Source organism: Pseudomonas sp. BN515 (genome assembly GCF_029873155.1).
GTDB lineage: Bacteria > Pseudomonadota > Gammaproteobacteria > Pseudomonadales > Pseudomonadaceae > Metapseudomonas.
Map to the genome: position 1 here is coordinate 99,982 of NZ_SSOH01000010.1, position 15,935 is coordinate 115,916.

At 58.9% G+C, this 15,935-nt stretch carries 14 protein-coding genes and 1 pseudogene; 9 read left to right on the forward strand and 6 right to left on the reverse strand.

The features are described from left to right. The first annotated feature begins 83 nt into the window (after positions 1–83). Positions 84–671, forward strand: coding sequence for a putative glycolipid-binding domain-containing protein (locus E8E91_RS00620; RefSeq protein WP_280374156.1), 588 nt, complete (start codon positions 84–86; stop codon positions 669–671). Positions 672–890: 219 nt separating this feature from the next. On the opposite strand, the gene trxB is transcribed toward E8E91_RS00620, so the two are convergent. Then, positions 891–1,838: a thioredoxin-disulfide reductase gene (gene trxB, locus E8E91_RS00625; protein ID WP_280374158.1), complete on the reverse strand. Its 948-nt coding sequence runs from the start codon at positions 1,836–1,838 to the stop codon at positions 891–893. A gap of 287 nt (positions 1,839–2,125) precedes the next feature. On the opposite strand from trxB, the gene cysZ reads away from it, so the two are divergent. The 3 genes from cysZ to E8E91_RS00640 all read left to right on the forward strand — a co-directional run bounded on the left by cysZ (position 2,126) and on the right by E8E91_RS00640 (position 5,481). Beyond that, positions 2,126–2,872: a sulfate transporter CysZ gene (cysZ, locus tag E8E91_RS00630; protein WP_280374159.1), complete on the forward strand. Its 747-nt coding sequence runs from the start codon at positions 2,126–2,128 to the stop codon at positions 2,870–2,872. Positions 2,873–2,957: 85 nt separating this feature from the next. After that, complete coding sequence (locus E8E91_RS00635) at positions 2,958–4,280, forward strand: site-specific integrase (protein ID WP_280374160.1); 1,323 nt, start codon at positions 2,958–2,960, stop codon at positions 4,278–4,280. A 118-nt stretch (positions 4,281–4,398) separates the two neighbouring features. Further along, complete coding sequence (locus tag E8E91_RS00640; protein WP_280374161.1) at positions 4,399–5,481, forward strand: type I restriction endonuclease; 1,083 nt, start codon at positions 4,399–4,401, stop codon at positions 5,479–5,481. Positions 5,482–5,585: 104 nt separating this feature from the next. Here the strand turns inward: E8E91_RS00640 and E8E91_RS00645 are convergent, their stop codons facing one another. After that, complete coding sequence (locus tag E8E91_RS00645) at positions 5,586–6,338, reverse strand: hypothetical protein (protein WP_280374163.1); 753 nt, start codon at positions 6,336–6,338, stop codon at positions 5,586–5,588. Positions 6,339–6,493: 155 nt separating this feature from the next. On the opposite strand from E8E91_RS00645, the gene E8E91_RS00650 reads away from it, so the two are divergent. Together E8E91_RS00650 and E8E91_RS00655 are read left to right on the forward strand one after the other, a co-directional pair. Further along, a complete protein-coding gene (locus tag E8E91_RS00650) occupies positions 6,494–7,309 on the forward strand; it encodes a hypothetical protein (protein WP_280374164.1) in 816 nt (271 codons plus the stop codon). A 352-nt stretch (positions 7,310–7,661) separates the two neighbouring features. Next, complete coding sequence (locus E8E91_RS00655) at positions 7,662–8,030, forward strand: Rap1a/Tai family immunity protein (RefSeq protein ID WP_280374166.1); 369 nt, start codon at positions 7,662–7,664, stop codon at positions 8,028–8,030. Positions 8,031–8,327: 297 nt separating this feature from the next. Here E8E91_RS00655 and E8E91_RS00660 read toward each other — a convergent pair whose 3' ends face one another. Beyond that, a complete protein-coding gene (locus E8E91_RS00660; protein WP_280374168.1) occupies positions 8,328–8,948 on the reverse strand; it encodes a recombinase family protein in 621 nt (206 codons plus the stop codon). Positions 8,949–9,404: 456 nt separating this feature from the next. Here E8E91_RS00660 and E8E91_RS00665 point away from each other — a divergent pair, with 456 nt between their 5' ends. After that, complete coding sequence (locus tag E8E91_RS00665; protein ID WP_280374170.1) at positions 9,405–9,707, forward strand: hypothetical protein; 303 nt, start codon at positions 9,405–9,407, stop codon at positions 9,705–9,707. 676 nt (positions 9,708–10,383) lie between these two features. Here E8E91_RS00665 and E8E91_RS00670 read toward each other — a convergent pair. Continuing rightward, entirely contained in the window at positions 10,384–11,049 is a 666-nt protein-coding gene (locus E8E91_RS00670) for a hypothetical protein (RefSeq protein ID WP_280374171.1), read from the reverse strand. 701 nt (positions 11,050–11,750) lie between these two features. On the opposite strand from E8E91_RS00670, the pseudogene E8E91_RS00675 reads away from it, so the two are divergent. Beyond that, positions 11,751–11,981: pseudogene (locus E8E91_RS00675) on the forward strand (EI24 domain-containing protein); the annotation flags it as partial. Positions 11,982–12,325: 344 nt separating this feature from the next. Continuing rightward, complete coding sequence (locus E8E91_RS00680) at positions 12,326–13,537, forward strand: glycosyltransferase family 1 protein (protein WP_280374271.1); 1,212 nt, start codon at positions 12,326–12,328, stop codon at positions 13,535–13,537. Here the strand turns inward: E8E91_RS00680 and E8E91_RS00685 are convergent. Together E8E91_RS00685 and E8E91_RS00690 are read right to left on the reverse strand one after the other, a co-directional pair. Next, complete coding sequence (locus E8E91_RS00685; RefSeq protein WP_280374173.1) at positions 13,534–14,493, reverse strand: DegV family protein; 960 nt, start codon at positions 14,491–14,493, stop codon at positions 13,534–13,536. The two genes, E8E91_RS00680 and E8E91_RS00685, sit on opposite strands and share 4 nt — an antisense overlap. A gap of 306 nt (positions 14,494–14,799) precedes the next feature. Next, positions 14,800–15,909 carry an NADH:flavin oxidoreductase gene (locus tag E8E91_RS00690; RefSeq protein ID WP_280374174.1) on the reverse strand — a complete coding sequence of 370 codons (1,110 nt, stop codon included), beginning with the start codon at positions 15,907–15,909 and terminating at the stop codon, positions 14,800–14,802. Positions 15,910–15,935 lie beyond the last annotated feature (26 nt).

Genomic DNA, 15,935 nt, shown 5'->3' on the forward strand with positions numbered 1-15,935 from the left:
TAGGATTCTCATCTGTTGTGGATGCTTGGCCTGATCGCTCCCACACGATTGGCCAGCGACAACACCACTTGCGGAGCGCACGGATGCAGCAAACCCTCGTATGGAAGCCCCTGACGACGTCCGGCGTGGAAAGCCTGCGTCTGTCCATGGATGAACAGGGCATCCACGCCAGCAGCCATCTGGTGCAGAACCGCAACGGCCAGAGCATCGCCGCCACCTACGTGCTGGACAGCGACCCGCGCTGGCGCTTCCGTCATCTCTGGCTGAAGGTGGAAAACCATGGCTCGCGCAGCCTGCGCCTGGAGCGCGATATCCGCGGACGCTGGTTGCTGAACGGCCAGCGCCGCCACGACCTCGACCAGTGCCAGCTGGTGATGCTCTCCGCCACGCCCTTCACCCACACGCCGGCCCTGCAGCGCTGCGGACTGGACACCGGCCAGAGCGAGCAATTGCAGGTCGCCTACATCGATCTGCCGAGCCTGCGGGTGGAAGCCCGCCAGTTGCGCTACCACTGCCTGCGCCAGCAAGCCCAGAACAGCCTCTATCGCTGCGAGGCGGAAGGCCGCAAGGCCATCGAACTCACCGTGGACCGCCAGTCCCTGCTGCTGGAAGCCCAGGGCCTGTACCAGCGCATGAGCGCGCGGACGTTGTCGTTGAATACCTGGGTCTGACGCAGACCTCCCCTGGTTGGGCCAAGCGCAGAGCCGCCCGACCTCAGTGCCCGACTCGAGCCCCGTCGCGTTGGGCTTCGCTGAACTCAGCCCAACCTACGAGATGGGCGCAGACCTCCCCGTAGGTTGGGCCAAGCGCAACGCGGCCCAACGTCGGTCTCCGATGCCATCGAAAAGAAAAAGCCCCGCATTCGCGGGGCTTTCCTCATCAGGCTCTGCTTACTGGCCGTCGAGATAACGCTCGACGTCCAGGGCAGCCATGCAACCCGCACCGGCCGAGGTAATGGCCTGGCGGTAGACGTGGTCGGCCACGTCGCCGGCGGCGAACACGCCGGGGATGTTGGTGGCGGTGGCGTTGCCGTCGCGGCCGCCGTTGACCACCAGGTAGCCGTCCTTGAGCGTCAGCTGGCCTTCGAACAGCGAGGTGTTCGGGGTGTGGCCGATGGCGACGAACAGGCCGTCCACCTTCAGCTCGTCGCTGCCGCCGTCATTGCGCTTCAGGCGCACGCCGGTGACGCCCATGTCGTCGCCCAGCACTTCGTCCACTTCCGCGTTCAGCTTGAGGACGATCTTGCCTTCGGCGACCCGCGCCTTCAGCTTGTCCTGGAGGATCTTCTCGGCGCGGAACGTCTCGCGACGGTGCACCAGGGTCACCTTGCTGGCGATATTGGCCAGGTACAGCGCCTCTTCCACGGCGGTGTTGCCGCCGCCGACCACCGCCACTTCGCGGTTGCGGTAGAAGAAACCGTCGCAGGTGGCGCAGGCGGAAACGCCCTTGCCCATGAACGCCTCTTCCGAGGGCAGGCCCAGGTAACGGGCGCTGGCGCCGGTAGCGATGATCAGCGCATCACAGGTGTAGGTGCCGCTGTCGCCCACCAGGGTGAACGGTTTGCCGGCCAGGTCCACGGCATTGATGTGGTCGAAGACGATCTCGGTCTCGAAACGCTCGGCGTGCTCCTGCATGCGCTGCATCAGCGCCGGGCCGGTGAGGCCGTGGGGGTCGCCGGGCCAGTTGTCGACTTCGGTGGTGGTAGTCAGCTGGCCGCCCGCCTGCATGCCGGTGATCAGCAGCGGCTTGAGGTTGGCGCGGGCAGCGTAGACAGCCGCGGAGTAACCGGCAGGGCCGGAACCGAGGATGATGACCCGCGAATGACGTGCTTCGGACATGGCTGACTCCCGCCCCTTGGGGCATAAAAAGGGGCCACTGCGGCACTTGGGGAAGGCTTTGGATGCAGTGGCCCCGTTGAACAGGGGCTGGCCGTTGTCGACTGGCCAGCAATGGTCGCAAGGTTACCGGGGGGCGCTCGATAGCGGAAATACCCGCTCTCAATCCCGGCCATAGGTGACACCTATTTGCAAAGCCGCGATCAAATTTGTTCCGAGCCTTTTCCAGGCTTTCCACGCCGCCGGCAAAGCCGTTAAGGTCGGCGCGTTTGCAACCTTGAGGGACCACCATGCCTGCACCCGCACTTTCCGGACCGCAGTACCTCGGCGAAGGACTGAAACTGGTTCTCAGCCCCGGACTGCGCCTGTTCGTCCTGCTACCGCTGACCGTCAACCTCCTGCTGTTCGCCGCCCTTATCGGCTTCGCCGTGCAGGAATTCAGCGGCTGGGTCGACGCCTTCATGCCCAGCCTCCCCGACTGGCTGAGCTTCCTCCAGTACCTGCTCTGGCCGCTCTTCGTGCTGCTGGTCCTGGTGCTGGTGTTCTTCAGCTTCACCATGCTGGCCAACATCATCGCCGCGCCGTTCAACGGCTTCCTCGCGGAAAAGGTGGAAGTGGTGGTACGCGGCAAGGACGAATTCCCGGCCTTCAGCTGGGCCGAACTGATGGCGATGATCCCGCGCACCGTGGGCCGAGAGCTGCGCAAGCTGGCCTATTTCCTGCCACGGGCCGCCGCCCTGCTGATCCTGTCCTTCATCCCTGTGGTCAACCTGGTGGCCGCGCCGCTGTGGATCGTTTTCGGCGTCTGGATGATGGCGGTGCAATACATCGACTACCCGGCGGACAACCACAAGCTGGGCTGGAACGAGATGCTCGCCTGGCTGCGGGAAAAGCGCTGGCAGAGCCTGGGTTTTGGCGGCATCACCTACCTGGCGCTGATGATTCCCTTCGTCAACATCCTGATGATGCCCGCCGCCGTGGCCGGCGCGACCCTGTTCTGGGTGCGCGAGGGCGGCGACAAGGCGTTGGTGAAGTAGCTGCTGACGCAGCTCACAACGCCTACAGGCTGAGCCGTAAGTGGACCCCTTTCCTGCTAACTGATACAGAAGGCAGGTACAGAACATGGCCCTTATTGCTCAGCCCTTCCGGCATCCAGACTCAGGTATCTACTACCTGCGACGTGTAGTCCCTGAAGAACTGCGTCCGATAGTCGGTAAAGTTGAAATACGCCGCTCGTTGCGAACTCGTGACTACCGTCAGGCGAAATCAGCCTTCGCTGCCGCATACGCAGATTCGGAGAGGTTGTTTCAGCAGGCCCGTCAGAGGGATCGACAGGGGACAGCGGCTGGCGACCAGACGGAAGCTGTCGAAGACTCCCCTACCCAGCTTCCCATCCCAATCAACACCCCGCTAACCAAACATGCTCCGGCAGCCGCCAACACTCTGAAGCTTTCGCAGGTATTCCAGCGTTATGCCGACTCTCTCGTCCTGGCAAACAAACCCGAGTATGTCCATCGGCGACACCTCATTGATTACGGGCGAGCCGTCGAACGCTTCGTCGAAGCGATGGGCGACCTCAGAATCACCACTATCGATCCGATAGAAGTACAGACCTTCGCTACCCGGCTATCGCAATCCAAGGCAAAGGGTCAGGACAAACCTTTAGCTACCTCAACGGTTCGCCTGACCATCGCCCGACTCTCTTCCATCCTGTCCTACGCAGTGGACTCAGGCATCATCCCGACTAACCCGATCAGCAGCTCGCGTCTCCACAAACGACTCGGTTCAGCGAAACCCAAACGCCGCCTAGACGACGACCGTGGCTACACATGGTCGGAACTGGTGAGGATGTTCAGCCAGCCCGATTTCGCAGCCCTGCGACACCTACAAGGCCGCCCTGGCAACGCTTTGTTCTGGCTGCCCCTGATAGCGGCTTACACCGGGGCGAGGCGTGAGGAAATTGCCCAGCTCTACGTCAGTGATGTACGCCAGCAAGATAACGGCCAATGGTTCATCCGCATCATCGATGATCGTCCCGACAAATCGGTAAAGACCGACAGCAGTCGGCGTGACGTGCCCTTGCATGATGACCTGATTGCGTTGGGCTTCTTGGAACTGGTGAAGGGCAAACAAGCCGATGCTCGCGTATTCCCACAACTGGTGAAGGTAGCTGACGGCTTTGCCGGAATCGTTTCCAAAGGATGGCGCCCACTGACCCAGCGATGGGGTATCTATCGCCAAGGACGCAACCCGCTCCATGCCTTCCGGCATACCTTCAAGACCCTGGCCCGAGAGGTCGGTATCCCGAAGGAAGTCAGCGACTGGATAACCGGACATGCTGCGGAGAATGAGGGGGACAGATACGGGGTCAACCCACTGTCGCGTATGGTCGAGGAGATGCAAAAACTACCGAGCATCGCCAGGGAGGCGGGATTGCTGACGTAGTTCGGTGTTTCGAATTTCCAGATTCACCGGACGGACCAAGGACCAACAGCGGTACTTGCCAATTGCCAGTAATGCGGCTGCTTACTACGCTGAAGTCGTCCTCAGCAAGGAGCGTGACATGGAATTCGTAGAGCGACTGAACGCGTTATCTGCCAAGGTCCGGCAGCAAGGCGGGGCGATTCAAACTGAAGAGGCCACTAAGACCGCCTTCGTAATGCCCTTCATCAACTCGGTGCTTGGTTACGATGTGTTCGACCCTTCCGAGGTGACGCCCGAATACGTTTGCGACATCGGCACCAAGAAAGGCGAGAAGATTGATTACGCCATCCTGAAGAATGGCGAAATTCAGATTCTGATCGAGTGCAAGAAGATCGGGGAGCCACTACACATCAACCATGCGAGCCAGCTTTTCCGCTACTTCCACGTCACCAGTGCCCGAATTTCCATCCTCACCAATGGCCAGGTCTACAAGTTCTTCACGGACCTCGACGCCGCGAACAAGATGGATGACAAACCGTTTCTGGAACTCGACCTGCTCGACGTTGATGAGCATGTCTTGCCTGAGCTTCAGAAGATCACCAAGGCCGCGTTTGATGTTGATTCGATCATCAATGCTGCTGGCGAGCTGAAGTACGTCAGCCAGATCAAGCGGGAGATGGCTGCTCAGTTCAACCAACCTGACGACGACTTTGTGAAGTTCTTCGCGGCCCGAGTTTACGACGGGATCATCACACAGAAGGTGAGGGAGCAGTTCGCCACGCTCACCCGAAAGGCAGCGGCCCAGTTCCTCGGGGATCAGGTTAATGATCGCCTCAAGTCAGCCATGAGCGGAGCCATCCAACCATCGTTTGCGGTAGCCCCGGCGGAGACAACCGTAACTAACGAAGCTGCGAACGAGCAGGAAGAGGATCGGGTTCAGACGACACTGGATGAGCTGGAAGGCTTCCACATCGTCAAGGCGATTGTTCGGGCGGTCGTTGACGCTAAGCGTATCGTTCACCGCGACACGCAGAGCTATTTCGGTGTGCTGCTGGACGACAACAATCGGAAGCCGATTTGCCGCCTCCACTTTAACCGCAGTCAGAAGTACATCGGACTCTTCGACCACGAGAAGAACGAGACTCGGCACCCTATCGCGTCCCTGGACGACATCTACGCCTTTGCGGAACAGCTTAAAGGCACCATCGCTTACTACGAGTGATCCGGTTCCACTGGAAGGGCCCGCTAATCGCGGGCTTTTCCTTTCCACGTTTAGCCAAGGGCTTAACCTACACAACCTCCAACAACCCCGCGTCGTCGTATTTGCTATCCCTGGGCGGATTCAGGCTTGAACGTCAACAGCTTCGGAATGCGAGCTTCACGCAGGTTGGCAATCTGGCGCTCGATGTGAAACTCACCAATCCCGAAGCTCTCCAGGGCACGGCACTCCATGTCCATCCAGAACACGTCAATGGCGTTTACGAACTGGGTTAGGAGTTCCCGGCTGATCTTGATGAGGTCAACAGACGGAGGCACAGCGCCAATGGCCCTTAGTTCGGGAGTGTCCGTCCATTCTGGCCACAGCGAGGGGTGGATATCGTGGAGTTCACGAGCAGACGGACCATCACCGTGGCGACAAACGTTCGCCAAAAGCTGGAGCTTGTTCAACGTGGAGTAGGAGTCGAACGATTCAAGATCAAGGCCGCGAATCTTTCGGAACAGTCCGCCAAGTTCTTTAGGCTTCTCCCCCCAATGAGCCTTTTCCAGCTTTTCGCGGGTGACACCCTCCACGGCCAAGGCGTTAGGGCACGTGAGCAGGTAACGGCGAAAGTAGCGTTCCCACAGCGACTGAATCGACAAGCAAAACGCCGAACTCGTTTTGTTTATCAGCTCGGCGTGATCTAAGGACTCAAATGCCGCTCTGATCTTGTTATCACCGGTAAGCAAGGCATCCCACCTACGCTCCAGGGCGTCCAGCGAAGGCGTCACTACCAAGGCAAGAAAGTCTTGGGCAACAGCCCCGTACTTGCTCGCGTAAACATCGGCAACGGAATGCTTCCACTCGTGGGGTGCTGTCATGGTCTTTCCTGGGCGGGTTGAGATGGCCTCATGTTAACCAAAGGGAAACCAACGGTAGTGTGGTGACAAGCGGCCCGCCCCTACCGGCGTTGGGAGGCTTTCTGCGACACTGGCAGCATTCAGCCAGTACAGGAAACTCGTCAGGAGGCCAGATCATGGGGAAGCCGGAAGATGAAGTGGCCGCCTTTCGGCGGTTCTCCGAGACGTACCAACAGCCGTGCGAACACGCGTGGGTGAACGATCTAGCTATCCGCTGCTTCAGGGATACGGGGGACGGAGATTACATTGCGGCCCGATTGGCCACACGAGCACGTCTCCCTACGCAAGCACTATGGTCGGGATTACAGGCACTGGAGAAGTACCTGAAGTGCATCTTGCTGTTGAATCGAATCAGCACCAAAGAGATTAAACATGACATTTCTAAAGCACTGAACATCATCAACGATAAGCTGTCGTTCAGGATTGCTCTGCCCGAAGCGGAAAAAATCGTGTTTGACCATATTGCTCAATCGGGTGAGGACCGCTACCTCATCGGCTCGTTCCATTTCTTTGACCATGAACTACATGGCCTCGATGCACTAGTGTGGCGGCTGCGACAATACTGCGAACCGCTCGACGTTGAGCATTACAACGACTCTCCTAGTGAGGCGGTGCTAGCGAAGAGCATTGAACGAATCGAGGCCAGATTGAGTGGGCCTGCGGTTGATGGCCACCTCGCTAACGGACGTCTCGAAAGCATTCTCGCAAGCAACGACCCCGCACGCGACGGACTGGTGTGGCGTAATGCGATGTTTGGCGACGGGCAACCAATCCCGGACGCTGACGACGCTGTCCAGCATTTTAAATTGTCCAATTCTCCGCTATGGCTTCGCCCAGAACTTGCCCCCATAGTGAATCAGTGGATTCATTTACCAAAGGGGGTCATTTCAGAGTGCGCGAAATTGGCGAAAGAACGAAAGACGAAGCAGTAGAGGCTTAGTAGGGCCTACCCCTACCGCCAACCCCTGCCCCCCCTGCGGGGCTATGGCTTCCAAATTGCCAGGACGACAAGGACAGTGATCTGTGGGTGACCTTACATACCCCCTGCTAATGCTCATACCAGCACTGGCGTGAGCAGTTCACACCTTGATTGCGTACAGGAAGGCCGCCGGTAAGCACGTGTGGAAGGCGCTCATAATTCTTGATCGTGCACTTACCGTTGTGGTGCTAGTGCTGCTAGTGCTGCTTGCCGTGATCTTTGGTGGTGAATAGACCCTTTTCCCAGACAGCCACCCTGCCCGTCTTGACTACGCTTGCCCACTAGGACAAGTGGGAGGGACGGTGATGAAACGCATCATCATAGGTGTGGCGGGGGTGCTGTGGTGTGCTGGAGCTATGGCGGACGGGAACCAGTTGTTAGCACAGTGCCAAGAAGCGGTGCGGCTGGCTGACGGTGGTGAAATGCGAGACGTCAAATCCTTCTATGAGGTTGGATTCTGCTACGGAACTCTTCACGGCACTTTAACCACACTGGACGCAGTTGGTCGCCAAATGCCACAGATGCAAGTGGTATGCAGACCGGAAGGAGTCATTCCCCACATCCAGTTGGCTCGCATTGTAGTCAAATACCTGAAAGAGCATCCTGAAGACCTTCATGCACACGAAGGGGTGGGAGCCATGATTGCAATGACTAATGCCTTTCCCTGCAAGTAACCCCTGAGCGATTCCAAAATGCTAAAAACCAGTCCCCTTTTCTGGCGGGAATCACAAGGGGTGGGGGTAATGCCCCTGTGGCTGGCAAGGAATATCCGTGAGCTGGATCGCTCGCTGCATGGAGAAGCAAGGTTGCCACGCTCGAATGATAATGTTTCTTAACGGTAAAATATCCGTGAACACCCCTGGAGTAGCCCTGGAAGGCCGTACACGACGCGGAATGTTTACCTGCGGGTGACCTCGCATAAACAACAAAGCCCGCGCTATGCGGGCTTGTGTGGGGTCTATCGACTGGGGTTATGCGGACATGGCCCGTTTAACCTTCTGAACTGTGGTTGTGGAGCAATCCAGCAACTCAGCAATGCGGCGGATGGACTTGTGATCGTTCAGCAGTTCGGCAATCTTGGCGTGCAGTTCCGCGTCAGCCGGACGGCCTTTGTAAACACCCTGAGCCTTACCGTTCGCAATTCCCTCAGCCTGACGACGACGGCGATCTTCGTAATCCTTGCGAGCGACTACAGCGAGCATATCCAGCAGCATCCCGTTAACTGCCGCGATCATGCCCTTGGTGAAAGCGTCCTGATCTTTCTCGGGTTTAAACACTGCGTGGCTCGTGGTTAGGTCCAGGGTGACGATGGTTACTTTCTTCGCCGCGATGATGGCTTTCAGACTTTCCCAATCCTCAGCGTTCAGGCGAGACAGTCGGTCAACCTGTTCAGTTAGGAGTACGTCACCCGGTTGGCAATCTTCCAGCAGGCGGAACAACTCCGGGCGCTGGAGCTTGGCGCCGGATTCGTTCTCCAAGTAGAAGCTGGCGATCCGATGGCCGTGGCTGGCTACGAAGTCAATCAGCGACTGTTTAGCACGGCTGGCGTCTTGCTCACTGGTGGAAGCTCTGAGGTAGGCCCGGATAAACATGGCTGAAGCCCTTTGTGTCAGTTTGGGTGTATCACATTCTACCGTATCAGTTTGAATCCGAAAAGCCCATTTAGTGACACGGATTCCGGCGCGTATTGCTGTGGTGTGTCAGGTGTACCCGAATTGACACGGGCCTAACTCCCTTCCTTACCGCTTGAAAAGGCTACCCCTGCCAGGGGCTGACCAGCTTCCGGCTGCCCGTCCGCTTGCAATTGTCCGAATTTATTATGGGCACCAGTCTAATCAGCTCCGTACTTGTGAAAGCCCGGAGCGAATTTTGTTTACCGGGAGCGAATTTGAAAATCAGGCACGGATTCACCGTTAGTTAAACAACACGCTGCCCTAAGCCCAGGAATAGCTGGTTCCAGGGAAACAACGCTGAATCCGGCCCGATCACACCACTACGCCAAGCGCCTGTTATCCTGACTGTACCCCCACTAGGACACGGACTGGCCCATGAATGGACGAACCATGAAGGTTATTTACAAGATCACCTACCCGAACGGGAAGATTTACGTTGGCAAAGACCTAACCGGGACGCTGACCTATTTCGGGAGTGCGGATAGCAAGCTGATTGAGCAGGACTTCACTGCGGAAGAAAGACGCGACTTTACCGTTCGCAAGCAAATTCTGTGGGAGTCGGAAGATGCTAGCGACAAGGAAGTGAACGTGAAGGAAGTCGAATTTATTAGCGAACTGAAGGCCAACGACCCAGCCATTGGCTACAACCGCTGGCCAAGGCTCAAATCTTCGGAGTGATTGTTTCCGCAGCTTGAAGGGGGCTTACTCTAACGGGGCTAGCTGATCGAGTAGAGTAGGCCAGCGACTACGCTCTGCAGTCAGGGATCAGTGAACACATCTAGAATGGACTTAGCTTGTAGGACACGAGATGCAAACTATGCAGCCATGCTTGAGCGAAGCGAGACGCTGCATACGGTTACCCGCTCTCTATGCGTGCAGTAGGTGCGTATCAAGTCCATGATGTTGCCATCATGCGTTGAAGGATACTTTCCCATAGAGCGCCCTATTAGAAGGCGAGCCGGAGTACAAGTGTACCAATCCCCGGCCCACCGAATGCTTATGTTTGTAACCAATGGTCTCCCGACCAGCACTACCATCAAAGCCCTTTCACTTACTTGGCGGGGTATTCGAGGGGCTGCTCGCCCCCGCCTCTGGCGCCCCTTCCGGGGTCGGGAGGTTGGCCCTGCTAGGGCGATTAAACTCTCTGTGTGATGCGTATCGTCCAAATGACCGAAGGTCACAAGTTGGATACATTGACAAGCTCTAGTATCCACAGAGCGAGTAAGCCTGATGCGGCTCTCCCTGCGGTAAATCAACACCGCATCTACTATAATAAGGAATTTATTAACCCCCTTGCAGCACTAGGGCTGCAGTGTAATTTCTGTCGTAACTTTTCCCGGAAACTTACGCAAAGCTACGCTGCCTCCTGTCTGTGTCGCTGGTATTGTTCTAGATTGAACAGCGCTTCCTGTACCAGAGCATCCACAATCGCCTTCCCGTCTGGCTTGTACCAAACTTCAGTAGCGGCTTCCTGCTGCCTGTCGTAACCTCGGAATATCAAGAATGGTGCTATCGCCACCTTGATTTCTCCGACTCGCATCTGACTATTACTTGAAGTAGAACAACGGATAAGCCCCTTACCTGAAAGAATCTCCAGCGTTTTCATCAAGTTGGACGGGGAAACACCTAATGACTTCGCAAGTCCACTCCGAGAGTCAATGATCAAATTTCTGTACTGCACGAGCCCCAGTAGCTTTACCAGAAGTTTCATCATTGGCTCACTAATCCGGTAATCACCTTCCTTCCTAAAGTGCATGCCGAGTGCCAAGTCTTGTGCGCTGCGAAGGTTTCCGATTGTTGGCTTTGGAAACTTCCTAAGATCCACGTGACTCTTCAGGTAGGCCTTCCATTCATCAACACTTCCGCACTCCTCCGGGGCGACAGACGGGAATCCCTCATCAGGAAAAATCGGAATTTCCGAATAGTATTTTCCAAGGATTTCACCGGTTTCTTTGTCAATTGAAAAACCATCTTCCTGAACTGTTCTTTTATCAAATATTAAAAATCGCGCATCTACCATTCTTGCTTAACCCTAGCTGGTGGTGTTTGTGTTTCATTTCGATACTCCGTGTGATTTACGGGAGATGACAGAACCCCACAGACAGACTTACGCATCACTGCGATGAGTTGCATGAAGAGGGAACTGCTTTGGAAATCCGCCCGGAATTGGACAGGCTGGCGATTATAGCAGCGAACTTTTCCGATTGGAATAATCCGACCTAAATTGTTATTTCTAAAATAAGAAAACGAATTTTAAATTGCGAAAACAGGGAGGGGTAATTGGGCAGGCTTAACCTTACCGGTGGCAACCTAACGTAATTATTGTTTTCCAGGGTGGAAAGATGTGTTTTTTAGAATTATGAAATCTTTCTGTTAGCTGTTTCGATGCCTGCTTCTGCATATTTTTTGAACAACAACTTGCCATGCCTGCTAAAACCGCCCAGGCTGCGATTTGAGCGATTTTCAGCACTCGACATAGTAAGCCTAAGGTCGGAGCGAGATCGCCGCGTATACGCGACTCCAAGAGGGGTGCGAACTCGTCACAGTTGTTAAACAACTACCAATCGCCATCGATTGTTCGGTGTATGGCACCAGCAGTAGAGAATGTCCCCACAGGAACACGTCAGGTGGACCATTCGCCTGATACACTTCGGACGATTCCCTTGGAAAGGGGTCGCTTATGACGCGGACTGTAGCGGTGCAGGTCGAGGTCACCCGACCATCGACTACCCGGCGGACAACCACAAGCTGGGCTGGAACGAGATGCTCGCCTGGCTGCGCGAGAAGCGCTGGCAGAGCCTGGGTTTTGGCGGCATCACCTACCTGGCGCTGATGATTCCCTTCGTGAACATCCTGATGATGCCGGCTGCCGTGGCCGGCGCGACGCTGTTCTGGGTGCGCGAGCAGGGCGACCTGGCCTTGCAGAAGCAATCCAGTCAGGTGATGCGCTGAGTGCAGGCGAGCTACTGACTGGTAGGAGCGAGCTTGCTCGCGAACGGGCAAGCACGATGCTTCGCGAGCAAGCTCGCTCCTACAGATAGTCCGAACTCGGAGCAGCTGCAGCTCAAGCCTGGATGCTGATCGGATTCTCCCGCGCTTGCGGCTCCTCCTCCGCTTCCTGGGCCTGCATTTCAATCTCCTGCTGGAAGCGCTCGGCGATTTCCTTCTCCACCGCTTCCTGCATGCCGCTCCTTCAAGGGGGTTCCGCGCACTGGCACTCAAGTACCATGCCCGTTCCACGCCTCGCCCCCGGAAGTTACGTCATTCAGCGGTCATCCAGCTGTCACACGGGCTACATCGCCAGTACCGACACTGGCGTCATGACCATAGCGCCCCTGTACATCTCGCTGATCAGCGAAACCTTCCTGCCCGAAGTCAATGGCGTGGCCAATACCCTTGGCCGCCTCTGCGACGGCCTGCGGACCGCCGGCCACCGGCTGCAGCTGGTGCGTCCGCGCCAGTCCTGCGACCACGGCCGCAGGAGCGACGATGACCTGCTGCTGATTCGCGGCTGGCCGCTGCCGGGCTACCCCGGCCTGCAATGGGGCCAGTCCTGCCTGCACAAGCTGTTGCGCCGCTGGCGTCAGCGCAAACCGGATGTGCTCTACATCGCCACCGAAGGCCCGCTGGGCTTCTCCGCCCTGCGCGCTGCACGGCGCCTGGGAATTCCGGTGGTGAGCGGCTTCCACACCAATTTCCAGCAGTACACCGGCCACTACGGCGCCGGCCTGCTGACCCGGTTGCTGACCAATTACCTGCGCTGGTTTCACAACGCCACGCGGCTGACCCTGGTACCCAGCGTCAGCCAGCTGCAGGACCTCACCCGGCGCGGCTTCGAGCGCCTGCAACTGCTGTCCCGCGGAGTGGACGGCCAGTTGTTCAACCCTGCCCGCCGCTGCCCGGACCTGCGTGCGCAGTGGGGAGCAGGTGAGCAGGACATCGTGGTGATCCATGTCGGTCGCCTGGCTGCGGAAAAGAACCTCAGTCTGCTCGGCGACACGTTTCAGCGCCTGCAACAGCGTTATCCACAGCAGAACCTGAAGCTGGTGGTGGTGGGCGATGGCCCCCAGCGAACGCAGCTCCAGCGTGCCCTGCCTGAAGCCATCTTCTGCGGCGTTCAGCGCGGCGAGGAACTGGCACGGCACTACGCCTCGGGGGACCTGTTCCTGTTCCCCAGCCTGTCGGAAACCTTCGGCAACGTCGTGCTGGAAGCCCTGGCATCCGGTCTTGCGGTGGTGGCGTTCGACCAGGCCGCCGCTGCCCAGCACATTCGCCATGGGCACAACGGTGCGCTGGCCCTGCCGGACGAGCCGGGCAGCTTCGTCGAGGCCGCCACCTGGCTGCTGGAAGACCCGGAATGCCTGCGCCGCGTGCGCCTCAATGCGCGGATGCACGCCGGACGCCAGGGCTGGGAAGCCATCGTCCAGCAATTCGAGCAATACCTGCTGCACGCGCGCCGCCCGGAACTGGAAACCCCAGTCGGCAGCACCCTGCCCCCGCAGGCTTAAGAGAAAGCGGCAGGGGGCGCGGCGTAGGCCAGGCTCAATGCGCCAGGTCCAAGGTTGATCGCTCCCGTTGGACTGAGCATTGCCAGATGCAGTGTCACACCCCGCTCTACACAGGCCGCCTCCAGTTCGGCGAAGCCTGGCAGGTCGCGAACCAGCGATAGCTCCCCGGCAAAACTCATGCACAACTGCGGCGCTAGCAACTCTCCGGAAAGCACCCGCGAGCGGGCGTGAGCAAACAGTTTTTCCGCCGCCTTGTCGAAGCTGGGTGCCAGGGATACGGGCTTGTCTTCGCCCTGCAGCACGCTGATCACCGGCTTCACGTCCAGTAACGACCCCAGCCCCAGTGCTGCCCCGCGTAGGCGATCGAGCAGGCCGCTGCGCTCGCCCTTCTGGAAGCCACGCTGGCGCAGATGCCCGAGGTCGTCAGGCAGCAGGAACGTGCAGACCTGCCCGGACAACTGCTCCAGCCGTGTCCGCACGGCGTTGGGATGGGCGCCATCGCCAATCAGCCGCATGGCCTCGGCGGCCAGCACGGCGGTGCCGGCGAAGATGTTGCCGCCATCCACCACGCGCATCGCGAAGTGTCCGGCCACGCCAGCCGCTGCGCGGCGGTCGCGGTAGCGCTGGAGCAGGCCGAAAGAGGCCTGGGTGGCGTGCTCGAAGATCGGGCTGCGCTGGGAGGAGATGGTCAGGCAGATCACGTGGTCATAGCGGGTGACCAGCTCCTCCAGGAACCACTCCTGCATCTCCATGACCTGCAGCGGCTCGCTGCGATCCGCCGGCCCGGCCTTGGGCAGCAACTCGCTGTAGAAGGCCTGGGTGGCCTGGGGTACACGACGGTCCACCAGCGAATGCTCCCCCAGCCGGATGCGGATGGGCAGCACCGGGATGCGGTGCTTCTGCAGAAAGTCCTGGGGCAGGTCACAGGTGGCATCCACTACCAGGCCAATGCGCATGGGTTACTCCTTCGGCCGGTGTGCCGGCGCTTGTTGTGATGCGCGCACAGTGCCGGGCGAAGATGGAGGTGTCAGCCCAACTGAAAGAGGGTTTGAGGGGAAGTCCGAGCGGGATTGGCTGCTCTCAACCCTCACCCCAGCCCTCTCCCAGAGGGAGAGGGAGCCGTCCGTGCATGATGGGTACTGCGTGCCAGGCGCGAGTCACCCCTCTACCGCTTGCGGGAGAGGGGCCGGGGGAGAGGGTAGCTGAGCACGACACGCATACAAAAAAGCCCCGCCTAAGCGGGGCTTCTTCATACCAGTGCCTTACACCAGGCTACCCAGCGCATCCCGGCTGAACGGCAGGATGTCGTGCATGCGGCCTTCGCGCACTTTCACCGCCCAATCCGGGTCCACCAGCAGGGCGCGGCCCACGGCGACCAGGTCGAACTCTTCCTTGTTCAGGCGCTCCAGCAGGCCTTCGATATTGGCCGGCTGGGCGACCTTGTCGGTCTTGACCATGAACTGCAGGAACTCACCATCCAGGCCGACGCTGCCAACGGTGATGGTGGGCTTGCCGGTGAGCTGGCGGGTCCAGCCGGCCAGGTTGAGTTCGGAGCCTTCGAATTCCGGCTCCCAGAAGCGGCGGGTGGAGCAGTGGAAGATATCCACACCGGCATCGGACAGCGGCTTGAGGAACTCACCCAAGGCCTCGGAGGTGGTCACCAGGCGCGCGGTGTAGTCCTGCTGCTTCCACTGGGAGTAGCGGAAGATGATCGGGTAGTCCGGGCCGACGGCGGCGCGGATGGCCTGGATCACTTCGATGGCGAAGCGCGAGCGGTTGGCCAGGCTGCCACCGTATTCGTCGGTGCGCTGGTTGGTGCCTTCCCAGAAGAACTGGTCGATCAGGTAGCCGTGGGCGCCGTGGATTTCCACGCCGTCCATGCCGATGGCCTTGGCATCACGGGCGGCCTGGGCGTAGGCGGCGACCACTTCCTGGATGTCGTCCTTGGTCATGCCGTGGACTACGACCTGGCCGTCCTTCACTTTTTCCGTCGGGCCATAGCCGGGAACGCTGGCGTCCGGCTCGGTGCCCAGGCGACGCACGTTACCCACGTGCCAGAGCTGCGGAACGATGCGACCGCCTTCGGCATGCACGGCATCCACGACTTCCTTCCAGCCGGCCAGCGCGTCTTCACCAAAGAAGCGCGGTACATGGGGATAGCCGTTGGCGGCCTTGTGACCGATGGTGGTGCCCTCGGTGATGATCAGGCCGACGCCCGCAGCGGCGCGGCGACGGTAGTACTCCACCACCTTGGCATTGGGCACGCCGCCCGGGGAGAACGAACGGGTCATCGGCGCCATCACCACGCGGGTGGGCAGTTCCAGGCCGCCGAGGCGGAAGGGTTCGAACAGGGCTTGTACGGGAGCGGTCATGGGTTCTCCTGTGGCCGGCCATATGA